Source organism: Chitinophaga sp. S165 (assembly GCF_003182155.1).
Taxonomy (GTDB): Bacteria; Bacteroidota; Bacteroidia; order Chitinophagales; family Chitinophagaceae; genus Chitinophaga.
This window is the reverse complement of sequence record NZ_QGTG01000002.1, coordinates 207,869-232,361: the sequence shown is the minus strand read 5'-3', so window position 1 is coordinate 232,361 and position 24,493 is coordinate 207,869. Positions and strand designations below refer to the sequence as shown.

The following is a 24,493-nucleotide window of genomic DNA, read 5'->3' as shown; positions in this document are numbered from 1 at the left end:
AAGGAATACATGAGCAACATTATTACAGTTACAGCGCAGGATGGGAAATCTTATCAATATGTTGATAATGGCGACCCGATGCAGGGAGGTATGAAGGACGTTTATTTTGCTCCTGATAAGTCATATGTGGTGGCTTTCTACAGGGATAAACAAGACTACAACTCCAAAGAGCGGCTCAACAACATCGTGAATACTTTCCGGGAAAGGATCTTCAATCAGCCCGGAGGAGAATATTGGAAAGATCTCTTCTGCTGGCCCAGCAATATCGTAGAACGTGATGGGAAGACAGGGATTATTGTGCCGGTATATCAGCAGAAATTTTTCTTTACCAAAGGATATAATCCTGGCGCAGCACAGATCGTATCCATAGCAGGAAAAGAAAAAGAAGGCAGGTGGTTTGCCTCACCGCAATTCAGGAGCCGCCAGTTTAAGCTGCACCTGGATGAAAGTGAGCTGGGCGACTGGTTCAAATTCTGTCTCATCTGTATCAAGATAGCACGCGCTGTAAGACGTATGCATGCCGCCGGGCTGGCTCACTCAGACCTTTCCTATAAGAACGTACTTATTGATCCACGTACCGGGAGTGCTACGATCATTGATATTGATGGATTGGTAGTGCCAGGTAAGTTCCCGCCTGATGTGATCGGGACGCCCGATTTCATCGCGCCGGAAGTAATGGCGACAAAACATCTGTCGAAAGAAGATCCCGCGCGTAAACTGCCCAGTATTGCTACAGACAGGCATGCCCTGGCAGTTATGATCTACATGTACCTGCTCTATCGCCATCCATTAAGAGGAGGCAAGATCCATGATACGGACGCTCAGAAAGATGAGGAACTGTCCATGGGAGCTAAAGCATTATTCATAGAACATCCAACAGATACTTCCAACAGGCCCCGGCTGGACCAGGTAAAACCTACTCACCTGCCCTGGGCCGATGTGAATAAGATACCATATACAGTTTGTGGTCCTTACCTGAAGGAACTGTTTGATAAAGCGTTTATTGACGGACTGCACAATCCGTCACTACGTCCTACGGCAGATGAATGGGAGCAGGCACTGATTAAGACAGTCGATCTGCTGCAGCCCTGTCAGAATAAAAGCTGTGATCAGAAATGGTTTGTGTTCGACAACACTACCAATCCCTGCTGTCCTTTCTGTGATACGCCTTACCGTGGGCAATTGCCGGTACTCAACTTGTATTGGTCGAGAAAAGCCGGTAGCTTTACGCCCGAGAATCACCGGTTAATGGTTTATCACAACCAATATTTGTATCCCTGGCATGTGAATAGAAACATTTATCCGAACGAAAGACTAACAGATCAGCAGAAAAAACCGGTAGGATATTTTGTATTTCATAATAATAAGTGGCAACTTGTCAATCAAACGCTTACGTCCTTAAAAGACGTTACGGAGGGGAAAGATATTCCGGTGAACTCCATGGTTGAACTGACTGACAATAAGCAATTACTGTTGTCATCGGAAGAAGGAGGCCGGCTTATCGTCGTGCAGTTGGTAAACAATTAACGTCTTAGAAAAACAAGAAAATAACAAACAATTATGCAAATCGCTGAAATGTTCCAGCAGATCATGGACAACCCGATACCCGCGTTGCTGATCGTCGGAAACCTGATTATTATTGAAAGCCTCTTGTCGGTGGATAATGCGGCTGTACTGGCTACAATGGTAATGGACCTGCCAAAGGAACAACGTAACAGAGCACTGAAATACGGTATCATCGGTGCATACGTTTTCCGTGGTATCTGTTTACTGTTCGCGTCCCTTCTTATTAAAGTGTGGTGGCTGAAACCTGTCGGCGGACTTTATCTGCTGTACCTGACCTTTGACTATTTTAGAAAACGAGCTGCAAAAGCAAAAGGGGAGAAAGAAGGTATTCTTGAACATGAAACAGAGGAGATCGATAAGAGTAAAAATTGGTTATATAAAGCAACTATCGGCTGGATGGGCCAATTCTGGGCTACTGTAGCATTGGTTGAACTGATGGACCTTGCATTCTCTATCGATAACGTATTTGCGGCTGTTGCATTCAGTGATAATATCGTATTGATCTGGACCGGGGTATTCATCGGTATCCTGGCTATGCGTTTCGTGGCGCAAGGCTTCGTGAGACTGATGGAGAGATATCCTTTCCTCGAAATTGCAGCCTTCCTGGTAATTGGTGTACTGGGTATCAAATTAATGCTGGCTGTCTATGAACATTTCTACCCGGAAACCGCAGCTACCAAATTCCTGGAAAGCCATCAGGCGGACTGGGCTACTTCTCTTATTACAGTAGCTATTTTCGTAGTGCCTATCATAACCAGCTTACTGTTCAACTTCCCTAAGAAGCATAAAGTGGAGGCTAAAGCAGACTAGTAGCATCACCATAATATCAACTTACCAGAAAGGACCGGCAATACGCTGGTCCTTTTGCATTAATAACAAGTGCCCACTGTTACCCACGCAGAGATATCTGAACTACCGGGCTATCGGGTCTATATCAGGCTACTAAAAGGTAGCCAAAAGGGTATTAAGAGGTCATCTATATATCAAATCGATATTGAAGTGCCCTTTAAATGATCTTTTAGTGATAATTTGATGTACTTATACGTACCTTAGAGAAACGATACAGGAAACTTGTATTACTAACCTCAAAACGACCTTTTTATGGCCATTGTTAAAGACAATATCCTCATGCAACTTGTCCGGGGCTCTCTCGGCAAGCAAATCACGATCTACGAAAGAAATGGGCAGATCATTATGGCGAAAAAACGCGGCCCTTCAAGGAAGAAGCCTACACAAAAGCAGTTGGAAGCCAGGCTTAAGATGACTATCGCTTCGGCACGCGCGCAGCTGATGATGGAAGATCCGCAGATAAAGGCTTATTATCAGTCGCTGGCAGGACCGGGACAAAACGCCTATAATATAGCGGTGAAGGATGCCTACCGCAGTCCGGAGGTCCAGAATATCAGGTTAGAAAAGGAAGAGGTGGTAGTAACTGCCCGGAACGAGTTCCGTGTAGCGGAAGTGGAGGTAAAGTTAATAGACGCCGACGGGGTTATTACCGAGAGCGGGCGTGCATTTTTGGGCCGCAACGGAGTAGATTGGACTTATAAAGCCGCTGCATTGCCTGCAGGTGGTAAAGTCATTGTGGTGGCGAAAAGTTTACCAGGCATTCAAACGGTAAAAGAATTGCTGCTTACATAAAGACGTTCTCACTGTTTACGAATGACTTCCTTCTGATTGGGCGGCTTTGAAAAGTCTTCAATTTGCCAGCTAGGACGGATTATTTTGACATGTGTTGTTCCTGCGTTAAAAGTGGGTAGGCATTTCCGTGGCTTTTCCTTTTGCATGTAACTATTCCTTTCCCGTTTGCCGCCATCGGGGGATCATTTTCAGGATGAAGGAGAGGAAGAACACTGCCAGGAAGAGGAATACCTGATGGCTTACATCCGGCAAGAGCGAACGGGGGCTGGGCTGTTGATGCCCCTGACCATGATTGCCGTCGGGTGGTGGAAGCGGATGCCCTGCAGCGGGTGAAGATCCCCGTCCGTAAGAAGACAGGGTATCAGTGTCAGCCGGGTGTTGTAACGGCGGTGGATGTTGTAAATCCCGTGGTGGACGATCTGATGGCAGCAACAGCGGATTATTGGCCGGAAATTCATATCCTTCACGCGGAGGATGTCCCTCAATCAGCATATTTGGAACCACCACTATTACAGCGAAGCACAGAAGTATAATCAGGAAGAAGCCGGTATATCTGCGCTTAAAATAATAATTGGGGATGAGCCAGAAATAATTAAAGTAGAAGAACAGCAGCAAGGCGAGATAGACCAGGAAATCCTTTAGAGCGGGTGGATATTTCCACAGGTCAGACAGGTTACCGGCATCCGGAGAGAATACGATCGGCAACGCCAGAAAAGTAACGCAACCGGCAATATGTATGAGCACCTGACCAAGTCTTCCTTTCATAATGGGGCTGTTAGGTTACAAAATTAGGATTTAGAGGATATTGATTTCCCCTTATTTTTGCGTCATGATAAAAAGGATATTCGGGTTATGCATCTTATTACCTCAGCTGTTACACGCCCAGTTGCCGGAAAAGAACTATCCGCAGGGATATTTCCGCAATCCGCTGGCCGTACCTATCCAACTGGCGGGTAATTACGGAGAGCTTCGTCCCAACCATTTTCACGCGGGTATAGACATTAAGACCCAACAGAAGGAGAATTTGCCGGTATATGCAGCGGCAGATGGATATGTAAGCAGGATCGGCGTATCCCATACCGGTTACGGAAATGTGCTGCACATAACCCACCCTAATGGGTATACTACCACCTATGGGCACCTGAACCGCTTTTTCCCTGCCCTGGAGCAATATATAAAGCAACAGCAATATGCAGCAGAAAGCTGGGCGACAGATATAAAGATCCCGGCAGACAAGTTTCCTGTAAAGAAAGGGGATTTTGTAGCATGGAGCGGTAATACGGGTGCTTCCGGTGGGCCGCATGTGCACTTTGAGATCAGGGATACACATAGCGAAAAGCCACTGAACCCATTATTGTTCGGTTTTGATATACCCGATACCAAAGCGCCTGAAGTGTTCAGGATCGCTATCTACGATATGGACAGGAGTATATATGATCAGACGCCAACTATTCTGCCGGTAAAGAAGGTGAACGGGGAATATGTACCCGCCACACCACTGGTTAAGGTGAAGACCGCACTGGCGGGAATAGGGCTGAATGCAGTGGACCGTATGAGCAATGTGCCCAACAGTTACGGTATCTATGAAGTGGTGATGTTTGACCGGGATGTACCTAACAGTGGTTTCCAGATAGATAATATCGGCTTTGATGAATCCCGTTATATTAATGCACATACGGACTATAAAGTGAGAAAGGGCGGTGGCCCCTGGTTACAGCTGCTGTTCTCCATACCTGGCAACAAGCTGGAGATCTACAAGGACGTTCAGGGTGATGGCACCATTGATCTGTCAGACGGTACGCCGCATCCTGTGAAGTTGCTGGTGAAGGATGCCTATGGCAATTCTTCTACCGTAAAATTCTCTCTGCAGCAAAGCGGAGAGGCGACGGAGCCTACCAAATGTGCTAACACGATGTATGCGGAATCCCGTAACATCTTTGAAAATAACCAGGTGGAATTCTTCCTGGAGGAAAACTCCCTGTATGACAGGATCTGCTTTAACTACGGAGAGATCCCGGCTGGAGAGAAGTCTAAGGCATATTCCTCCATATTCCGTCTCCATACCGCATTAGTACCCTTACACAGCAATTTTACGCTGCATATTAAGCCGGACAGGCCAATACCGGCAGCGCAGCAACACAAGGTCGTAATGGTGCGTGAAGGGCTCGGAGAGACGATCGTAGGCGCTACAATGGAGAAGGGTTGGTATGTAGGGCAGTTCAGAGAGTTCGGCAACTTTCACCTTGAGGTAGATACTATCCAGCCGAAGGTTGCACTGCTTGGAGTGAAGAGTGGGGCTAACCTTTCAAAAGCAGCAAAATTATCCTTCGCGATCAGCGATAACAGTGGCATAAAGGCATATCGGGCGGAACTGGATGGCAAATGGCTGATGTTTGCCCGTAGGGGAAATGTGATCTCTTATACTTTTGATGAACATTGTAAGCCCGGAAAACACAGTCTGCGATTATTAGTAACAGATATAGCCGGTAATACAAAAGAACAGACGATTACATTTACACGATAGACGGAACAGGAATGACACATTTGAAGGAGGGGGATAAGGCCCCCGTATTTAACGGAACAGATCAGGAAGGTAAACAGATCTCACTGGCAGATTTTAAGGGCAAAAAAGTAATACTGTATTTCTATCCAAAGGATATGACGCCTGGCTGTACGAACCAGGCATGTAACCTGCGGGATAATTACCATATTCTGCTGAACAAAGGATATGTGGTAGTGGGAGTGAGTACAGACAGTGAAAAGCGTCATAAGAAGTTCACTGAAAAGTATGACCTGCCTTTCCCTTTGCTGGCTGATGAAGACCGTACGATCCATACTTTGTATGGCGTATGGGGCGAAAAGAAGTTTATGGGCCGTATCTATGATGGTACTCACCGTACCACGTTCCTGATCAATGAAACGGGTGTGATAGATAAGATCATTGTGAAGCCTGATACTAAAAATCATACAGAAGAGATCCTGGAGATCTGGAAGTAATAGCAAAGAGCAAAGCATAAATAAAAAGCCCTCCTGGTTGACAGGAGGGCTTTTTATTTATGCTCTATAAATTGGCATTATCTCTTTTGGCGTTGTTTCTTGAACAGCTGACCAGTTTTGAATTTGTTACCTTCCGGGCTACCCACGCGGTCCATTGCACAACGGAAACCTACAGTGTTAGTGGCCATATCTTCCTGCATGTAACGGCGTGCACCTGGAGAGAGCCAGTAAGCGCGGTCGTTCCAGCTACCACCTTTTACAACGTGAGATTTGTCGTTGATCAGGGAAGTGATACCGTAACCATATTCTACCATAGAGAGGGAGTCACCATCGAGGTAGTTGATAACATCACCTTTCTGGTAGTTCAGGCGGTTAGCACTTTCTTCGTCGGTTACGTCACGCATTTTCAGGTGACCCAGGCTGTCCTTTTCAGGTTCGCCTTCGCCGTTCATATAAGTAGTCTGGAATTTGTTACCACGGAAGTAGTTGAAGTCATCACCGTCGATCGGGTTCAGAGGACGATAAACGTCCAGTACCCACTCGCTCACGTTACCTGACATGTTATATACACCGAAAGTGTTCGGGAAGAAAGCTACTACAGGACCAGGGATAGACGCACGGTCGTTCAGACCACCAGCCATACCCATGTTGTCACCGGAACCACGTTTGAAGTTCGCCAGGAACTGACCTTGCCATGCACCACGGCGGATATCTCTCAGACCGCTGTTGTTGGTACCCCAGGAATAAACCTGTTTGTTCATGATCAACTCCTCACCACGTTTACCTTCTTTCTTGGAAGGGCCAGGGTTCTGACCGATGTAACCCAGTGCCGCATATTCCCATTCAGCTTCTGTCGGGAGGCGGTAGTTAGGTAACATTACACCATCTTCGAATTGAGCAGTACGTGGAGAACCGTCAGCGTTTCTGAACTGAGCCTTGGTACTCTTGGACATATTACCCGGAATACCTTCATAAAGGCCCGCAGTATATGATTTGGTATCGAAGGTATTGTCATCAGCCTGGTTCTTCATATCGTTTTTGGACAGCAACCCTTTATCGATCAGCATCTTTTCATTCACACGGTTGGAGCGCCATTTACAATAGTCAACAGCTTGTTTCCAGTTCACACCTACTACCGGATAATCGTTATAGGCAGGGTGACGGAAGTAGTATTCTACAAGCGGCTCGTTATAAGCCAGTTCGCTACGCCATACCAGGGTATCAGGTAAAGCTTTGCGGTATACGTCCGGGAAGGACTCGTCGTACATCCGACGCAGCCAGTACAGGTATTCACGATAGTGTACGTTGGCAACTTCTGTTTCATCGATGTAGAATGAAGAAACAGTGATACGTCTTGGAATGTTATTCCAGTCGGCCATAACGTCCTGTTCTGTCGCTCCCATGGCGAAGGTACCGCCCTGCACGAAAACAAGACCCGGACCAGTCTGCTGGTCTTTACTTTTGGCCACACTGAAACCACCCATCTTAGGATCGTTGTAATTCCAGCCAGTAGCAGTGGATTTCTCCTTCTTTTTGCCGAAAGGCCCGCCGTTTTTACAGGCCGACATCGACATAATTATACTGGCGCCTAAGAGCATTGAGACAGAGGTTAATCTATGCATGCGATTCAGCTTTTTTATTTGATGTTTATGGTAAACGCAAATGTAGTATAATTTATTTTATAGTAAAAATAATTAATCTGTAAGCATTCACCTGTTAATAGAGTTTATCTTATTTAAAATCAATGTATTATGATTCTGAAGGCTACCCGGACTACGTATTAAGTTATTCTTAACTGTAAGAGCCGGAAGGGCTTTCTGGTGGCCCATTGGCAGTTAGCTGGCTTCTGGTTGACGACTCATAGATACATGGTATGGTTCAGTGTAAATATACTATTACTTTCCCTGCTTGTTCCTCCCTTATTCATACTAAAGCACGCTTTACTGACAACAGGAGACAAAAATACTTCCTCCCGTTTAATAAAACGCCTGACAATAGCTACTTATTATAGTGTTTGAAATAGTATGTCATAAAATGTCCCGCCGCCGTATATTCACACGCTATAAAAACCTGAAATACAATCTGAGGGGCCGGTGCAGACATTTCGTGACAACTGCCCTAATGGTCGATTTCGCCCTATAAATATACTTTATAATTGCTATGTTTGCGCAAATACCCACTATGAAATTGATAACCTTCTCTTTTTTACTACTCCTCTGCAGCCAGTGGGCTACAGGTAGTAGCGGGAGAGGAGGTCCTTACGCCGCACATTCCGTTCTCTCTTCGGGTAGCTGGTATAAACTGGCGGTACTCCGGGAAGGGATCTACAAAATAGATAAATCCCTGCTGACAGGCATGGGAATAAGCGCTGACCTGAAAAACGTCAGGTTATATGGTACGGGAGGCCGGATGCTGCCTGAGAGCAACGCCGTGCCCAGGCATGACGATCTGCCGGAAGTAGCGATGATGGAAGAAGGGGATTATCTCCTGTTCTACGCACCAGGCCCGCACAGCTGGCAATACCAGGGTGGTAATTATACCCACACCGCTAATCTGTACTCGGATTCAGCCTGGTATTTCCTGACCGCCGGTACTACGCCGGGAAAAAGGATCGTCCAGGATGCCGCTGCTCCGGCAGCAGGCATCATTGTCAATAGTTTTGACTATCACGCTTTTTACGAGAATGATAGCATCAATTTCCTGAGTAGCGGTAAACAATGGTGGGGTGCTGTGTTTAGCAGTGTACAGCCATTACGTAATATTGATTTTTCCTTGCCGCTTACTCCTTTCTCTCTCAAGATAGGAGCGAGAACAGCCGCCAGGAGTACCGGCACCAGCCGCTTTTCAGTGCAAACCGGCAATGACATGCTGGGCTCCATGTCCCTGTCGCCCGTAAGTGGAAATGCATTTGAAGCCTTCGCTTCCGTAGCGACCAGTTATTATTCCGCCTCTCCTGCCGGGACCACGGTACCTGTCACGCTTAGTTTCACACCCGGTGGTAGTGGCGCTCAGGGATGGCTTGACTATCTGACCTTACAGGCCAGATGCCCATTGCAGCTCCCTGCCCAGGAACCGTTGTTTTTCAGGGATATGGCTTCAGTGAATACTGGCCAGACCGCACAATTCAGACTGGAACAGGCAGCTGGCCAGACGATCGTTCTGGATGTTACAGATCCGCTGCAACCTATAAAGGTTAAGACCCAACTGGCGGGTGCCAGCCTCTCTTTTACGAGGGATTGCAGTACGCTGCATGAATACGCCGCCTTCTCCGGAAAAGGTTATTTGCAACCGGTACCGGCAGGAGCGGTAGCTAATCAGGACCTGCACGGCATTGGAACGGTGGATATGTTGATCGTGACTACACCGGCCTTACAGACGGCAGCCACCAGGCTTGCTTCCTGGCATGGCACGCACGATGGACTGGCAGTGAAGGTAGTGACGGTGGATCAGATCTATAACGAGTTTGGCGCCGGTTCTTCAGACCCTACAGCCATCAGGGATTTTGTGAAGATGTGCCATGACAAAGGCGGGCTGCAATACCTGTTGTTGTTCGGAGATGCATCTTACGACTACAAAAACCGGCTGAAGGGGAATACCAATATGGTGCCTACCTGGCAAAGTGCAGTCTCCACCGATCCGGTATATGCCTATCCGTCCGACGACTTTTTCGGTTTCCTGGACGATGCTGATGATATCAATGACAATGGCCGGCAGAATTTGCTGGATGTAGCAATAGGCCGTTTGCCCGTACAACGGCCGGACCAGGCAGAGGCAGTAGTGGATAAGATCCTGGGATATAATGTTCCCGCCAACCTGGGCCGCTGGCAGCAACATATTACCATCGTGGCCGATGATGGTGATGACAACCTGCACCTCGAAGACGCTGAAAGTATGAGTGAGATCGTCGCTGCACATTGGCCGGCGGGACGCATTGACAAAATATACCTGGATGCCTATCCGAAGATTTCAGACGCCGGCGGTAGCCGCTATCCGGCAGTAAACACCGCGATAGCGGAAGATATCTTTGATGGTACGCTGATCTGGAATTATACTGGCCACGGAAGTTACTCGCGGCTCGCAGAAGAGGTGATCATGGAAGAAAGTTCCCTGTCCGACTGGAAGAACGCAGGTAAGCTGCCGCTTTTCATCACGGCCACCTGCGATTTTGCGCCTTTCGATAATCCTGGCTACGTTTCCCTGGGAGAACGGCTTTTGTTGCAGGAAAAAGGAGGAGGGATTGCGCTGATGACCACTACCAGGACCGTTTTCTCAGCGTCTAACAAGGTGATGAACGCCAATTATCTGCAGAAACTATTGACACCGGCGGCAGATGGGCGTATGCCTACCCTGGGACAGGCGGCAATGGAGGCCAAGAATCTGACTTACGCTACCTACGTCGATATTCCCAATAACCGTAAGTTCCAGTTATTGGGCGATCCGGCGCTGACACTGGCCTTTCCACGGTATCATGTCGTGACGGACTCTATCAACGGAAACGCGGTAAATGACATACCTGACACATTAAAAGCAATGGGAAAATATACAGTAAAGGGCCACCTGGAAGATGAGCAGGGCGTCAGGCAGGATACTTATAAGGGTACATTGTATACAACGGTATATGATAAACCTGCTTTGCAATATACCCGTGGAAATGATGCAGGCAGCACAAAAGCAGGCTTCTACCAGCAACAGAACGTCCTTTACCGTGGTCAGCAGACCGTTGAGAACGGCCGGTTCTCCTGTTCATTTGTGGTGCCCGCGGATATTGACTATCAGGCCGGGGCGGGAGCACTCAGTTATTATGCAGCAAATGGCGTGACCGCGGCAGGTGGTGTTTTTTCAGGCATACAGGTGGGAGGAACCGCTGATAGCATTGAACAAGATGAGCTGGGACCTGTTATAAAAGCATATCTGAACAATGAGTACTTCCGTAGCGGGGGCGTGACAGGAGAAGATCCGGTTTTACTGTTGCAGCTGAAAGACGATCAGGGGATCAATACATCCGGTTACGGTATAGGGCATGACCTGATAGCTACGCTGGATAACGACGAAGGTCAATACTATATACTGAATAACTTTTTTGAGGCGACGACGGACAGCTACCAGGAAGGATCTGTGCGTTTCCCCTTATTCGGCTTGTCTGAGGGCATGCATACAATAGCAATAAAAGCCTGGGATACGCATAACAATTCAGGAACAGCTAAATTGCAGTTCCGTGTGGTCAGGGCATCGGAACTGACTGTAGGGAAAGCCAGCTGCTTTCCGAATCCTTTCCACGACCAGACACAGTTCACTTTCGAGCATAACCAGCAGGAACAGGCACTGGAAGTAACTGTCAGAATATTTACGGTAACGGGCCAACAAATAAAAACTATACATCATGCAATAAATGATGGTGGCAGCCGTTATGTAGGGGCATCCTGGAACGGAACGACCGACTCCGGCGCCCGGGTGTCGCCTGGAATTTATATATATAATGTCTTGGTAACAGCGAATGGTAAAACGACGATTTTAGGCGGAAAAGTAACTGTATTATAACCTATGCATCAAAAGCACATACTAAACTCGCGTGTCCCTTACCAGACCCCTGTTATTGATTATACAGATTTTCGAACTATTTTTACACCTCGTTCTAAACAACTATTGCATGTATAATTGCATGATCAAAAAGGCAACTGTAAACCTTGTCTTCATTTGTTGCATCCTATTCCCTCTGTCTGTCAGCGCTCAGATACCAACTGATAATCTGGACGGACGTACGAACACCATTAACACAGCGGTACCCTTTCTTCGTATTTCTCCTGATGCAAGGGCGGGAGCCATGGGAGATGCCGGCGTAGCCACCTCGCCTGATGCGAATTCCATGTACTGGAACCTCTCGAAGGTAGCGTTTGCACCCTCCCCATCCGCAGTATCGGTTACTTATACCCCCTGGTTGAAAGAACTGGTGAACGATGTGTTTCTGGCTAACCTTTCCGGCTACTACAGGTGGGATGAGTTCCAGACAGTTTCCGCTTCATTGCGTTACTTCTCTTTAGGTACCATCAACTTTACGGATGTTACCGGTATGCCAACTTATGACTACCGTCCGCGTGAATTTGCATTTGACGCAGGTTACGCCCGTAAATTGTCAGATAACTTCTCAGTAGCCCTGGCAGGCCGCTTTATTTACTCTAACCTGGCCAGCGGTGATATCAATGGTCGTGTGATCAGACCTGGTAAAGCATTTGCTACCGACCTGTCACTGTTCTACACGAAAGACTACGAAAAATCAAACAATGCGGTAAATACCTGGAACGTAGGTTTGGCCCTGACTAACATTGGTACAAAGATCTCTTACACAGAGTCGGCTACCAATAAAGACTTCCTGCCTACCAACTTCGCCCTGGGTACAGCCTACACCATAGGAATGGACGAGACCAACAAATTAATGTTCACACTCGACCTGAATAAACTGATGGTCCCTACTCCGGATAGTTTAGGCGCTTACCGTGAGAAATCTACTATCTCCGGTATGTTTTCGTCTTTCGGAGATGCTCCCGGTGGTTTTAGTGAAGAGCTGCAGGAAGTGACAGTGTCATTGGGTGGTGAGTATAGCTACAATGATCAGTTCTTTGTACGTGCCGGTTATTTCTATGAAAATAAGAACAAGGGTAACCGTAAGTTCGTAACTGCCGGTCTGGGTGTTAAATATAATATGTTCGGCCTGAACTTCTCTTACCTGGTGCCTTCAGGCAACGGTATCCAGCGTAACCCGCTGTCAAATACCCTGCGTTTCTCCCTGATCTTCGATCTTGCACATAAGAATGATGATGATGGTGGTACCACCTGGTAATAACTGGTATTGAAATAGTTAATGTTTTTTTAAAATATAAGAATCCTCCGGAAATCCCCGGAGGATTTTTAATTTGCGATAATTTTAAGCGGTTAAAAGCTTATATTTCAAAGTTTATACATCTGTCATGACTAAATTGCGCATTGGGCTGGGAGTAGATTTTCATCAGTTAACAGAAGGAAGGGATTTCTGGTTAGGGGGAGTTTTGGTACCTCACCATAAGGGAGCCATCGGGCATAGCGATGCCGACGTGCTGTTGCACGCCATTTGTGACGCTATGCTGGGTGCTGCCAGCCTGGGAGATATCGGGGTTCATTTCCCTGATACTGATAATACTTATAAGAACATTGACAGCAAGATATTGCTGAAACGTACACTGGAGCTGATCGGCCAGAAAGGCTACCAGGTTGTGAACATAGACAGCACGCTTTGCCTGCAGGCGCCTAAGATCAAACCATACGTGGGACAGATGCAGGAAACAATTGCCGGTATACTCAATATCTCCACAGAGGAAGTATCGATAAAAGCCACAACTACAGAGAAACTTGGCTTTGTAGGCCGTGAAGAGGGCGTGGTGGCTTATGCGACCGTCCTGCTGGAGAAAAATTAGACTATCGACTATTTAAAATACCTTTGTAATAATGGCATCTATAACAGTTAAGATCATCAATAAATCCGCTAATCCGCTACCGGCTTATGCCACAGCAGAAGCGGCCGGGATGGACCTCAGGGCCAGCCTGGAAACAGCTATTACCCTGCAGCCCCTCGAAAGGATGCTGATACCCACCGGGCTGTTCATAGAGCTGCCTACCGGGTATGAAGCCCAGATCAGGCCACGCAGTGGTCTCGCTATCAAACAGGGCCTGACCTTGTTAAATACACCCGGCACAATTGATGCTGATTACAGGGGAGAGATCAAGATCATTATGATCAACCTGTCAAACGAACCGCAGGCAATTGCCCCCGGTGAAAGGATCGCCCAGATGGTGATCGCACCATTTGTTCAGGCCCGCCTCGAAGCGGTTGAACTGCTGACAGAAACAGAACGTGGTGCCGGCGGTTTTGGCCACACCGGTAAATCTTAATAAATGTTCAAAACCCACAATAATAACAGGACCTTGCCCGGAAGGAATGGCCTGCCAGCTTTAAATCGGTTGGTGAGCCGGTTATCCCTTTTTGTGGCGGGTTTTTGTTGTGTGGTAGTAACGGCCTGTAATTCGTCTAAACCGGCCGCCTCCCGTACTTCTTCCCGCCAGGTATATTCCATGAAGGATTCCACCTTGCTGGAACAGCGGGCTGACAGCCTTTTTTATTCTGCCGAAAGGTCCAAAATGCTGGGCGATTACCGCACAGCTATAACACAGTTCTCTGACTATCTCCGGCTGAAAAGGAACAACCCGACAGCTTATTACGAATTGTCCCGGTTATTTATCGAGGTGCGCAACCCTGGTTACGCATTGGGTTTTGCCCGCAAGGCAGTGAGCCTGGACAGCTCCAATAAGTGGTTTCAGATCACACTGGCAGACGCTTTCGGCGTGAATGCCCAGTTTGACAGTGCCGCCGCGGTGTACAACCGCCTGGCCACCAGGTATCCTGAGAACGACGAATATCTCTATAACAAGGGAATGTTCCTGGCTAAAGCCGATAAATCTGCAGAGGCGCTGGAAGTATTTGACTCACTTGAAAGAAAAGTGGGACTGGTAGAAGAACTGGCCTTTCAGAAACAACGGCTTTATCTGAAGCTGAACAGGATGGAGGATGCGGCAGCGGAGGTACATAAGCTGATCAATCAGAATCCGGACGATGTTCGTTACTATCTCATTCTGGGAGATATCTATAACTCAAATGACCGTGTGGAAGAAGCTGCAGCCATCTATAATGAGGTGCTGGAGCGGGACTCCGCGAATCCCAGAGCACTGATCGCATTGTCGGGTTATGCTAAAAAGGAGGGGAACTATACACAGTACTGGGCCTATCTGACACGCGCTTTTGCCAATCCTGATTATAACATTGATGAAAAAGTAGCTTATGTCTATCCATACCTCCAAATGCAGGGAGTAGACAGCAGCAAATTGAGAGAAGGATTGCAGTTGGCACAACTGGTCATTGAAGCGCACCCCGAAGAGGCTAAAGCGTATGCCCTGCAGGCAGACATGTTCTCGCAGGCAGGTATGCTTGACAGCGCACTGGTGGATTACAATAAAGCTGTTAACCTTGATTCTACACGATTTACAGTATGGTACCAGCTGATGTGGATCTACTCCAGGAAAGACGATTCGAACAACCTGCTGAAAGTGAGCACGGTTGTATCAGAACGCTTCCCGAAAGAGTTTATGGGGCATTATTTCAAAGGGGTGGCGAACTTTTTGCTACAGAATTATCCTGCATCCATCGATGCGTTAAATGTCGCATTACAGACTCCCGGCGGTAACGGAGACAAGAACACGAGAGCGGATGTTTACTCGCTGCTGGGAGATGCGTATCACGCAACCGGTCAGCATCAGCAGTCAGACAGTAGTTATGACCGCGCGCTGACGCTGAAGCCGGATGATGCACTGGTACTGAATAACTTCAGCTATTATCTTTCCCTGCGCGGAGAGCAGCTGACAAAGGCGGAGAGCATGTCTAAACGTTCACTGGAACTGGAGCCGGAAAGCACCAATTTTATGGACACATACGCCTGGATCCTGTTCCGCATGGCCCGTTATGAACAGGCCAGACAATGGATGGAAAAAGCCCTGCAGTCAGAAGAAGCACGTCAGAACCCTAATATGCTGGAGCACTACGGAGATATACTGTTTAACCTCCATGAAGTGGACAAAGCCCTGGAATATTGGCAATTGGCCAAACAAAAAGGAGCTAATTCAGTAGGATTAGCCCGTAAAATTGCAGAAAAACGGTATATACTTGCAACCGAAAGGGAATAGCGAACTTCCCCTGGGAAACGGGAATGTATTGAATTAAAGATCATGATGAAGCAAATATTAGCACTGATAGTATTAGGTATTGTAAGCACGGGACTCTTTTCATGCAGGCATAGCCGACAGATAGCAGGTACTTCTTTTCCTGTGACAGATACTACTCAACATAACATTATCTCAAAAACAGACAGCGCTTCAACAGCAGCTACCAACGCTTATAACAAAGAACTGCTCTCAAAACTGCGCGGCAACTATATTTCCTTCAATACTTTCTCCGCTAAATTAAAGATCGACTTTGAATCGGAGTCCAAACAAATGTCAGGCATCAACGCAAACATGCGTATGCAGAAAGACAGTTTCATCTGGATATCTGTATCGGCGCCTATTATCGGGGAAGTAGCCAGGGCCATCATCACACCCGATAGCCTGAAAGCAATCGACAAGTTTCATAAAATAGCATACCTCCGGGATATGAAGAATGCAAAAGATATTCTGAATATCCCGTTCGATTTCAGGACCCTGCAGGACCTGATCATTGGCAACCCCATTTATCTGACAGATTCTGTATATCAGGTGGTTAAGACGCCGGCAGTTATTTCTTTTACATGCGACAGCACAATATTCACTAGCCTGTTCAACGTTTTTGCAGATGACTACATTCTCCAGCAAAGCAAGGTGATGGATAAAGACAGTACACGCAAACGCTCGGTCGAACTCACATATGGTGAATACAAATCGCTGGATAAGATTAAATTTGCTACCCGCCGCAGGGTTTTTGTGGAAGAAAAAAGCTACACGAAGATCAACATGGATTTTAACAAAATAGATTTTGATCAGCCGGTGAGCTTTCCCTTCACTATTCCTTCGGGTTATTCAAGGGAGTAGGCAGGCTCCTGAATGTATCTGAAATTTGTAAATTGCTATTTTGCAGCTATCTTTAAAACCATCATGCTGAATCTGAAGAAGTTTTTCCCGTTTGTATTGATCTTAGGTTTACTACCGGCCTTGCTGAAAGCACAGGCTCCCCAATTGTCGCGGGAGGAATTAGAGCATAGAAAAAAGGAGCTGCAGCGTGAGATCGACGAAGCCAATGAGGCCCTTAAAACTACCAAGAAATCCACAAAGGAGAGTTTGAGCCAACTACGGGCGCTACGGGAAAAGATCACGTTACGTACCCGTCTTATCAACAATATCAACGAAGAGATCAACTTCATTAACGGAGACATCAATTCTGCCTACAGGGATATCAAAACCCTGGAGAAAGATCTCGATACCCTGAAGTCACAATATGCACAGCTGGTCGTGTATGCGTATAAAAACCGCAGCACTTACGACATGTTGAACTTCATCTTCTCTGCAGAAACTTTCAATGATGCGATCAAAAGATATCAGTACCTCAAGCAGTATAGAGATTACCGTCGCAGGCAGGCTGATAACATCCTTGAAACACGGGTACTGCTGAGTAAGAAAATAGAAAGTTTGCAGGAACAGAAAGAAAAGCGTTCAGGTACATTGAAGGTGGAACAGGAACAACGCAGCATACTTGAGGTAGATAAGAAAGAGAAAGATAAGGTGCTGACAAACCTGAAAGGACGCGAAAAAGAGTTGTTGGCAGACATCAATAAGAATAAAAAAGACGCACAGAAAGTACAGTCAGCTATTCAGGCAGTAATCCGCCGTGAGATAGAGATAGCCCGCCGGCAGGCAGAGGAAGAAGCTGCTGCCAAACGTAAGGCTGCTGCAGAAGAGAAACGGAAACGTGACGAAGCTGCAAGGAAGGCCGCTGCACTTGCTGCTGCTAACGCCGCTGCTGCCGCAAACGCTGCTAAGAACAACACTAACAACACAGTCGCTGACAATAAGCCGGACAAACCGGAACCTAAACCGGTTGATCCTCCTCCTGCTCCCAAACCACCGGCTCCGGAACCTGAAAAACCAGTACGTACAGAGAACGTCCTGGAAGCAACACCTGAAGCCCTGGCATTGTCGGAAAGCTTTGAAAGCAACCGTGGTAAGCTGCCATGGCCGGTAACCTCAGGTCATATCATCGGGCACTTTGGCCGTCAGCAACATGCGGTGATAGAACGTATCACAGTTGAAAATGATGGTGTGATCATTGGCACAAGCCGCGGGGCAGCTGTAAGGGCCATCTTCCAGGGAGAAGTAAGGACCGTTGCAGTTATTCCGGGAGGTGGTTCCCTGGTGATCATCAGGCATGGTCAGTATTTTACAAACTATGCCCGTCTGCAATCAGTAAGTGTAAGAACCGGCGATAGGGTAAGCACCGGTCAGTTAATTGGTACAGCAGGTACAAATGAACTGGAAAACCTGGGAGAAGTAGAGTTGCAGATCTACAGAGGGGTACAGAAACAGAACCCTGAGTTCTGGATCAGAAAGAAATAACTCATTGAATCATAAAACAAAAAAGGTTGTATGTCACAGGCATACAACCTTTTTTATTTGGCCGCAAGGAGCTTCAAAACAGAAAACCCGCCGACAAAAAGCCAGCGGGTTCTCGTTTATCATAATAATTTGAAAATCATTTATCTACAGACTCCAGCGCTCTGTTCATCACTTCTTCATACAAGGCCTCATACTGCGGTATAATATTGTCAATATGAAAACGTTGTGCCTGTTCGAGCGCGCCTTTACGCATAGCAGCCAGCAGATTATCATCCAGTAACAGTTTGGCCGCGTATTCAGCCATGCTGTCTACATCTCCTACAGGACTCAGGTAACCTGTTTTTCCGTGAATATTCACTTCAGGTAAGCCGCCTGCATTAGAAGAGATCACTGGTACTTCAGCTGCCATAGCTTCCAGGGCCGCCAGACCGAAACTTTCATATTCAGAAGGCAGTACAAAAAGGTCGGCGATAGACATGACGTCTTCCAGTTGTTCCTGTTTACCTACAAAACGGATATCGCCACACAGATGCAAGTCCCGGCACATAGACTCAATAGCAGGTCTGTCCGGACCGTCACCTACGAGCAGTAGTTTGGCAGGCACTTTTTCTCTCACCTTCTGAAAGATCTTCACCACATCCGGAACACGTTTCACCTTCCGGAAGTTAGACACGTGCAGCAGGATCTTTTCTCCATTAGGAGCAATAGCGTTCCTGAAGTGCAGCAGTTCCTTTTCCCGGCGTTTAAAGCGCTCTATATCAACAAAGTTGTAGATAACTTCTATCTCTTTTTCGATCTGGAAGGATTTGTATGTTTCTTCGCGCAGGTTGTTAGATACTGCTGTGATAGCATCAGACTCATTGATTGAGAAGGTCACCACCGGCGCATAGGTCTTGTCTTTACCCACCAGGGTGATATCTGTTCCGTGCAGCGTAGTGATAAATGGCACTATACGGCCTTGTTTGCTAACGATCTGTTTTGCCAGGTAGGCAGTAGATGCGTGCGGAATAGCATAGTGCACATGCAGCAGATCCAGCTGCTGATTTAAAATAACATCCACCATAGTACTGCTCAGTGCAGATTCGTAGGGCGGAAAATCAAAAAGAGGGTAAGTAGGGACCTGCACCTCGTGATAATATATGTTGGCATGAAAGGCATTCAGTCTTACAGGTTGCTGATAGGTGATAAAGTGTACCATGTGGCCTTTATCTGCCAGCGCCTTGCCCAGTTCTGTCGCCAGTACGCCACTTCCACCATAAGTAGGATAACATACTATTCCAATTCGCATGTGTTGTTGTTTAAGTCTTAATACGGCATACGCTTAGTGCCGGACGTTTAGCACAGAATGCAATACGCCTCACGCAGAACACAGTTTTTTACGTTAATGCAGAGTACAAAATTATAACATTTTAAATTGCCATCACTTTTAAATGGGATTAGCGGCATGTTAAGCTTACCATGTAATATTTCTGTATGATCGCCCCATTTGAATAACAATGTTATTTAATTAGTTTTAGTCCCTAAATCAACGTGTTTATGAGAAATTACCTGCTGCCGGCGCTGTTGGCTTTCACCGTTCCGGTGTGTGCTCAACAGCAGGAGAATGATTCCCTGGTATTACGACAACTGGCTACTGAAGTCCTGACACATAGTAAGGCATATTCTAATTTGAGAGATCTTACCCAGCAGGTAGGAGGCCGTCTTGCTGGTTCCCCGCAAATGGTGAAGGCTGAAAAATGGGGTGAAAAAGTGCTGAAAGAGGCCGGTGCGGACACTGTCTATATGCAGGCCTGCCAGGTGCCCCATTGGGTAAGGGGCGCGAAAGAAGAAGTGCGTATCATTTCCCGCCGCCGCGATTATATTCCACCGCTGAATGTACTCGCATTAGGAAATTCTGTAGGCAGCAACCCTGCCGGCATCACTGCGCAAGTGCTGGAAGTGTCCTCTTTTGACGATCTGGAAGCAAAAAAAGACCAGGTGAAGGGGAAGATCGTGTTTTACAACTATCATTTCAGGCCTGAACTGATCCGCACTTTTGAATCTTATGGCGATGCTGTAAAATATCGCGGACAAGGGGCGAGCCGGGCTGCCAAATATGGCGCTCTTGCGGTGGTGGTAAGGTCTATGAGCCATGGCGCCAACAACCATCCCCATACAGGTGCAATGCACTATAATGACTCCTTCCCTAAAATACCGGCGGTAGCTGTTGGACTGGAAGACGCCGATCTGTTGAGCAACCGTCTGAAAGGGGAGAAGGACCTGAAGTTATACCTGAAAACCAACTGTAAAATGCTGCCCGATACAACGGGCCACAACGTAATAGGAGAGATTCGTGGAACTGAATTCCCTGATCAGATCATCACCGTAGGCGGCCACCTGGACTCCTGGGACGTAAACCAGGGTGCGCATGATGATGGAACCGGCTGTGTACAGTCAGTTGAACTATTGCGTGCCTTCAAAGCATCAGGAATTAAACCTAAACGCACCATCCGGATCGTTCTGTTCGCCAACGAAGAGAATGGCACCCGAGGAGGTAAAAAATATGCTGAAGAAGCAAAAGCCAAAGGAGAGCATCATATATTCGCGTTGGAAAGTGATGCGGGCGGTTTTACACCAAGGGGCTTTGCATTCATGATGCCGGCGGAAAAACAGGCTAAGATCATCTCCTGGGCGCCTTTATTCCGCCCATATGATGTATATGATTTCGCAGCTACCGGTGGAGGTGTGGACGTAGGAGAACTGTACGAAGCAATAGGTACGCCAATGGGTGAACTAATGCCTGACTCCCAGCGTTATTTTGATCTGCATCATGCTGCCAATGATACCTTTGAAGCAGTGAACAAGAGAGAGCTGGAGCTGGGCGCCTTCAGTATGGCAGGGTTGATCTACCTGATCGATAAATACGGACTTTAATCCTGTTTCAAATAAACAATATGCGCAGATTTCTTTTTATGGTAGTGGGTGGTGTATTGGTGGTGTTGGCCCTTTTCTTCATGTATAGATATTACTTCGTATTCGGTCGCGGCGTAAAAGCCGGAGAACTGAATTACTTCGTAGAGAAAGGATATGTTTTCAAGACATACGAAGGACGTCTTATTCAGAGTGGTTACCGTTCTAAACAACCGGGAGCATTGCAATCAAATGAATTCCAGTTCTCGGTGGTAGATGAACGGATAGCGCAACGGTTGATGTCCAGCAGTGGAAAGTTTGTGGAGGTGCACTATAAAGAATACCTGGGCGCCATTCCCTGGAGAGGTTTCAGCAACTTTATTGTAGATAGTGTGATTACGGTAAAAGATGTAGTATATTAAAAAAATCAGGGACCAGGAATGATCATTCCTGGTCCCTGTTCGTTTACTGAGCAAGCAGTAAAAATATAGCCGGTTTCTTATGTAATTCCGGCAACTGTTGTTTCCATGCCTTCACAGATCTTGTACGGATAAATTCTTCAGGTCCGGTTATATCTGCCGCAATACATATTTGCGTAGTGTCTTTACAGTTATCCAGTATATCTTTTAATAACTGATTATTCCGGTAAGGCGTTTCTATGAAAAGCTGCGTCTGTTGTTTCTTCTGCGATTGCATTTCCAGATCGCGTATTGCCTTTATTCTTTCAGGCGGTTTAACCGGCAGGTAACCTACAAACTGGAAATTCTGTCCGTTCATGCCTGAAGCCATTAAGGCCAGCAGCATAGAGTTCGGCCCTACCATTGGAATGACCTGCGCATCGATGGAATGCGCTACCTGTACTACAAGATGTCCGGGATCGGCAATAGCGGGACAACCAGCTTCGCTGATCACACCAATGTCCTTCCCCGACAATAATATTTGTTTAGCCAATGCCGTATCAGGTGGATGATTTTCGTGCATCAGCAGCAGCTGAAGAGCGTCTATGTTAATGCTTCTGTCAAGCGCTTTCAGATACCGTCTTGCGGTACGTTCGTTCTCCACAAAGAATACGCTGATCTGTAACACCACAGGTGTAACATAAGCCGGAATAGTATGTAATGTATCCGGGCTTAATACCGTGGGGATCAGGTAAACCTTACCAGGTTGCGCCATTAAGTAATTTTTTGTCTGATAAGTGAATAGTAGCCGCTATCACGGCGTAGGAAGGCGCCAGTACCCATCCCAGTACAGGAATGAACATCAGAAGATAGAATACTATGCCATTGCCCAATGCAATACCACGATGATCTTTAATGAACCGGATACTCTGCCGGGTGCTCATCTGGTGCCGTTCGCAGCTATAATCGACCATAGAAAAACCATAGAAATAACATTCAATAAAGAACGCAAAGAGCGGCGTGATCCAGCCTACTATTGGTATGAATGACAATATGATCAGCAATACGACAGCGATTGTCTGATACAGCATATTACGCAGTGATATGGACACGCCTCTGGCCATGTCTTTCAGGAACTGCTGCATGCTGAATGGGAATTCCCTGTTTTCCAGGATGGCCTCTGTTTTCTCTGAAAGGTAGGCAAACAAAGGAGAGCCCAGAATCAGGAAAAGATATTTGTAGTAAGCAAAATAGAGTAGCAGGATCATGATCCTGATGGAGAACGCCAGTAAGATAAAGAAAAAGCTGACCCAGCTGCTTTCAAGATCTGTGATCCAGATCTTTATTGGTAGAAGGTTAAAGAGGTATTCAACAACCTCTCCTGAATATCCCCAAACGAAATAACTTCCTGTCATGAACAGTATGCAGTACAGGATACCGGGCACGAGTATCCATTTCCATAACTTGTGCTGCATAATAAACTGATGTGCTTTCCCGTAGGCCTGAATGGCCGCCAGTACTTCTCTGAATGAAAACAAAATGCTGGAATTTTAGTGTTAGTTATTCGCTATAAGCATTGATCCGGTTGTAAGTAACTAAAAATCAGTGGAACAATGGTAAAAAATGTCGGGATACAATAAAAAACCTGCCAGCTTATGCAACTGGCAGGTTTTTTTGAAATAATTTATCAGATCAGAATCTTGGACACAAGGTTCTGTACTTGCTACCTTCATTGCGTCTGTGCACGTAGATGAGAGACAACTCTACACCACCGCGATAGTTAGACGCCGGTTTCAGCGTAGATACGTTCATATCATAAGATAAGCCAAAGGTAAAGCCGTTAAGATCCAGACCTACATATGGGTTGATCGCATCTTTCAGACGGTACCAGCTACCCAGGTAAAAGGTAGTTGGGTTTTCATCATCACCATTCAGGTTGAAACCGTAAGCGCCGCCGAAAGCAAATTCAGAAGCAGTGCTTTGTTTCATATAGAGGGCGCTGAAGTGGATACGGTTACCACCACCACCTGCCGGTACGGAACCACCACCGTGGGCTGTCCAGCGGGAAGTCAGACGGTTGTTGTTCTGCGCCATGAACGTTTCTGTAGGCTGGGTAATGTGATAGTAGGAAGCACCCAGGTAAATGTTCGATGATTCGCCAACCAGACCGTTATAGAGGATACCGATATTAGGATCGATATAGGAGATAGTAGGGTTTACAAAGGTCTCACCACTTGGAATGGCAGGATTGTAACCGTTATTATCTATCTGATTCTCAAATACCAATTTGGTCTGATCAAGCCGTTTCTGTACATAAGTAGCCTGTAAACCTACAGCGAGAGTATGGTTTCCCTCCGGGTCAAGGCCTTTATGGTAAGCTGTGCTAAAGCTCAGATAAGTAGACGTCAGTGCACCGCCGCCGGTCCTGTCGTACATGGCCATTACACCCACGCCCCAGATGTCAGTATAGGACAGCACATTCTTTAGAATGCCGAAGTCTACTGCTGCAGTACCGGTGGTAAAAGGCGTTGAGATACTTCTCCACTGTGAACGATAGTTCCCGGAAACACGAAAATCGCCTGAAAACAGGCCGGTAAATGCCGGATTAAGAGTGAGAGGGGAGGCGAAGAACTGCGAAAAATGCGGGTCTTGCGCCCTGGCCGGGTTCATCAGATAAAGGGCAATCGTGAAAAACAGCAACACTTTTTTCATAAAACAATACTTATAAGTATAGGGTTTTCTCATGGTTCCACGTGAAGGTACACAATGCTACTCATATTTCAAATTAAAAATATATAACATTGATTATGAGAACTCCCTAAAGTGTTATGAATGAATGACTA

The 24,493-nt window shown here is 46.7% G+C and carries 20 protein-coding genes; 14 read left to right on the top strand and 6 right to left on the bottom strand.

The features are described from left to right. Positions 1–9 precede the first annotated feature (9 nt). The 3 genes from C7475_RS09000 to C7475_RS08990 all read left to right on the top strand — a co-directional run bounded on the left by C7475_RS09000 (position 10) and on the right by C7475_RS08990 (position 3,207). Positions 10–1,527 (top strand): helix-hairpin-helix domain-containing protein, encoded by a 1,518-nt coding sequence (locus C7475_RS09000; RefSeq protein WP_110054016.1) that lies wholly within the window; start codon positions 10–12, stop codon positions 1,525–1,527. Between the two features lie 33 nt (positions 1,528–1,560). After that, positions 1,561–2,376 (top strand): TerC family protein, encoded by an 816-nt coding sequence (locus tag C7475_RS08995; RefSeq protein ID WP_110053036.1) that lies wholly within the window; start codon positions 1,561–1,563, stop codon positions 2,374–2,376. A 291-nt stretch (positions 2,377–2,667) separates the two neighbouring features. Then, complete coding sequence (locus C7475_RS08990; protein ID WP_110053035.1) at positions 2,668–3,207, top strand: hypothetical protein; 540 nt, start codon at positions 2,668–2,670, stop codon at positions 3,205–3,207. 150 nt (positions 3,208–3,357) lie between these two features. Here C7475_RS08990 and C7475_RS08985 read toward each other — a convergent pair whose 3' ends face one another. Then, positions 3,358–3,972, bottom strand: a complete 615-nt coding sequence (locus C7475_RS08985; RefSeq protein ID WP_110053034.1) for a hypothetical protein — start codon at positions 3,970–3,972, stop codon at positions 3,358–3,360. 64 nt (positions 3,973–4,036) lie between these two features. On the opposite strand from C7475_RS08985, the gene C7475_RS08980 reads away from it, so the two are divergent. Together C7475_RS08980 and bcp are read left to right on the top strand one after the other, a co-directional pair. Next, positions 4,037–5,731 (top strand): peptidoglycan DD-metalloendopeptidase family protein, encoded by a 1,695-nt coding sequence (locus C7475_RS08980; RefSeq protein ID WP_110053033.1) that lies wholly within the window; start codon positions 4,037–4,039, stop codon positions 5,729–5,731. An 11-nt stretch (positions 5,732–5,742) separates the two neighbouring features. After that, entirely contained in the window at positions 5,743–6,204 is a 462-nt protein-coding gene (bcp, locus tag C7475_RS08975; protein ID WP_110053032.1) for a thioredoxin-dependent thiol peroxidase, read from the top strand. A 77-nt stretch (positions 6,205–6,281) separates the two neighbouring features. Here bcp and C7475_RS08970 read toward each other — a convergent pair whose 3' ends face one another. Next, a complete protein-coding gene (locus tag C7475_RS08970) occupies positions 6,282–7,826 on the bottom strand; it encodes an SUMF1/EgtB/PvdO family nonheme iron enzyme (RefSeq protein ID WP_110053031.1) in 1,545 nt (514 codons plus the stop codon). A gap of 559 nt (positions 7,827–8,385) precedes the next feature. Between C7475_RS08970 and porU the strand changes: the two genes are divergently transcribed. The 7 genes from porU (at position 8,386) to C7475_RS08935 (ending at position 18,363) form a co-directional block, all read left to right on the top strand. Beyond that, entirely contained in the window at positions 8,386–11,742 is a 3,357-nt protein-coding gene (porU, locus tag C7475_RS08965) for a type IX secretion system sortase PorU (protein ID WP_158286461.1), read from the top strand. Positions 11,743–11,851: 109 nt separating this feature from the next. Then, positions 11,852–13,039: a type IX secretion system outer membrane channel protein PorV gene (gene porV, locus C7475_RS08960; protein WP_110053029.1), complete on the top strand. Its 1,188-nt coding sequence runs from the start codon at positions 11,852–11,854 to the stop codon at positions 13,037–13,039. A gap of 127 nt (positions 13,040–13,166) precedes the next feature. Next, positions 13,167–13,649, top strand: coding sequence for a 2-C-methyl-D-erythritol 2,4-cyclodiphosphate synthase (ispF, locus tag C7475_RS08955; protein ID WP_110053028.1), 483 nt, complete (start codon positions 13,167–13,169; stop codon positions 13,647–13,649). Between the two features lie 31 nt (positions 13,650–13,680). Beyond that, positions 13,681–14,124 (top strand): dUTP diphosphatase, encoded by a 444-nt coding sequence (gene dut, locus C7475_RS08950; RefSeq protein ID WP_110053027.1) that lies wholly within the window; start codon positions 13,681–13,683, stop codon positions 14,122–14,124. Positions 14,125–14,127: 3 nt separating this feature from the next. Beyond that, positions 14,128–15,966 (top strand): tetratricopeptide repeat protein, encoded by a 1,839-nt coding sequence (locus C7475_RS08945; protein WP_110053026.1) that lies wholly within the window; start codon positions 14,128–14,130, stop codon positions 15,964–15,966. Positions 15,967–16,011: 45 nt separating this feature from the next. Next, positions 16,012–16,845 (top strand): DUF4292 domain-containing protein, encoded by an 834-nt coding sequence (locus C7475_RS08940; protein WP_158286460.1) that lies wholly within the window; start codon positions 16,012–16,014, stop codon positions 16,843–16,845. A gap of 63 nt (positions 16,846–16,908) precedes the next feature. Further along, complete coding sequence (locus C7475_RS08935) at positions 16,909–18,363, top strand: murein hydrolase activator EnvC (RefSeq protein ID WP_158286459.1); 1,455 nt, start codon at positions 16,909–16,911, stop codon at positions 18,361–18,363. A 136-nt stretch (positions 18,364–18,499) separates the two neighbouring features. Here the strand turns inward: C7475_RS08935 and bshA are convergent, their stop codons facing one another. Next, a complete protein-coding gene (gene bshA, locus C7475_RS08930) occupies positions 18,500–19,651 on the bottom strand; it encodes an N-acetyl-alpha-D-glucosaminyl L-malate synthase BshA (RefSeq protein WP_110053023.1) in 1,152 nt (383 codons plus the stop codon). 248 nt (positions 19,652–19,899) lie between these two features. Here bshA and C7475_RS08925 point away from each other — a divergent pair, with 248 nt between their 5' ends. Both C7475_RS08925 and C7475_RS08920 read left to right on the top strand, forming a co-directional pair. Continuing rightward, complete coding sequence (locus C7475_RS08925) at positions 19,900–21,276, top strand: M20/M25/M40 family metallo-hydrolase (RefSeq protein WP_110053022.1); 1,377 nt, start codon at positions 19,900–19,902, stop codon at positions 21,274–21,276. Between the two features lie 20 nt (positions 21,277–21,296). After that, on the top strand, positions 21,297–21,674 hold the full coding sequence (locus C7475_RS08920; RefSeq protein ID WP_110053021.1) for a hypothetical protein: 378 nt from the start codon (positions 21,297–21,299) through the stop codon (positions 21,672–21,674). Positions 21,675–21,717: 43 nt separating this feature from the next. Here C7475_RS08920 and C7475_RS08915 read toward each other — a convergent pair whose 3' ends face one another. The 3 genes from C7475_RS08915 to C7475_RS08905 all read right to left on the bottom strand — a co-directional run bounded on the left by C7475_RS08915 (position 21,718) and on the right by C7475_RS08905 (position 24,362). Next, positions 21,718–22,425 (bottom strand): SAM-dependent methyltransferase, encoded by a 708-nt coding sequence (locus tag C7475_RS08915; RefSeq protein WP_110053020.1) that lies wholly within the window; start codon positions 22,423–22,425, stop codon positions 21,718–21,720. Further along, positions 22,409–23,188 carry an EI24 domain-containing protein gene (locus C7475_RS08910; RefSeq protein ID WP_110053019.1) on the bottom strand — a complete coding sequence of 260 codons (780 nt, stop codon included), beginning with the start codon at positions 23,186–23,188 and terminating at the stop codon, positions 22,409–22,411. Before C7475_RS08910 ends, C7475_RS08915 begins: the two co-directional genes overlap by 17 nt. A gap of 154 nt (positions 23,189–23,342) precedes the next feature. After that, the gene (locus tag C7475_RS08905) at positions 23,343–24,362 is read right to left on the bottom strand and encodes a PorP/SprF family type IX secretion system membrane protein (RefSeq protein ID WP_110053018.1); all 1,020 of its coding nucleotides are present in this window, start codon (positions 24,360–24,362) and stop codon (positions 23,343–23,345) included. Positions 24,363–24,493 lie beyond the last annotated feature (131 nt).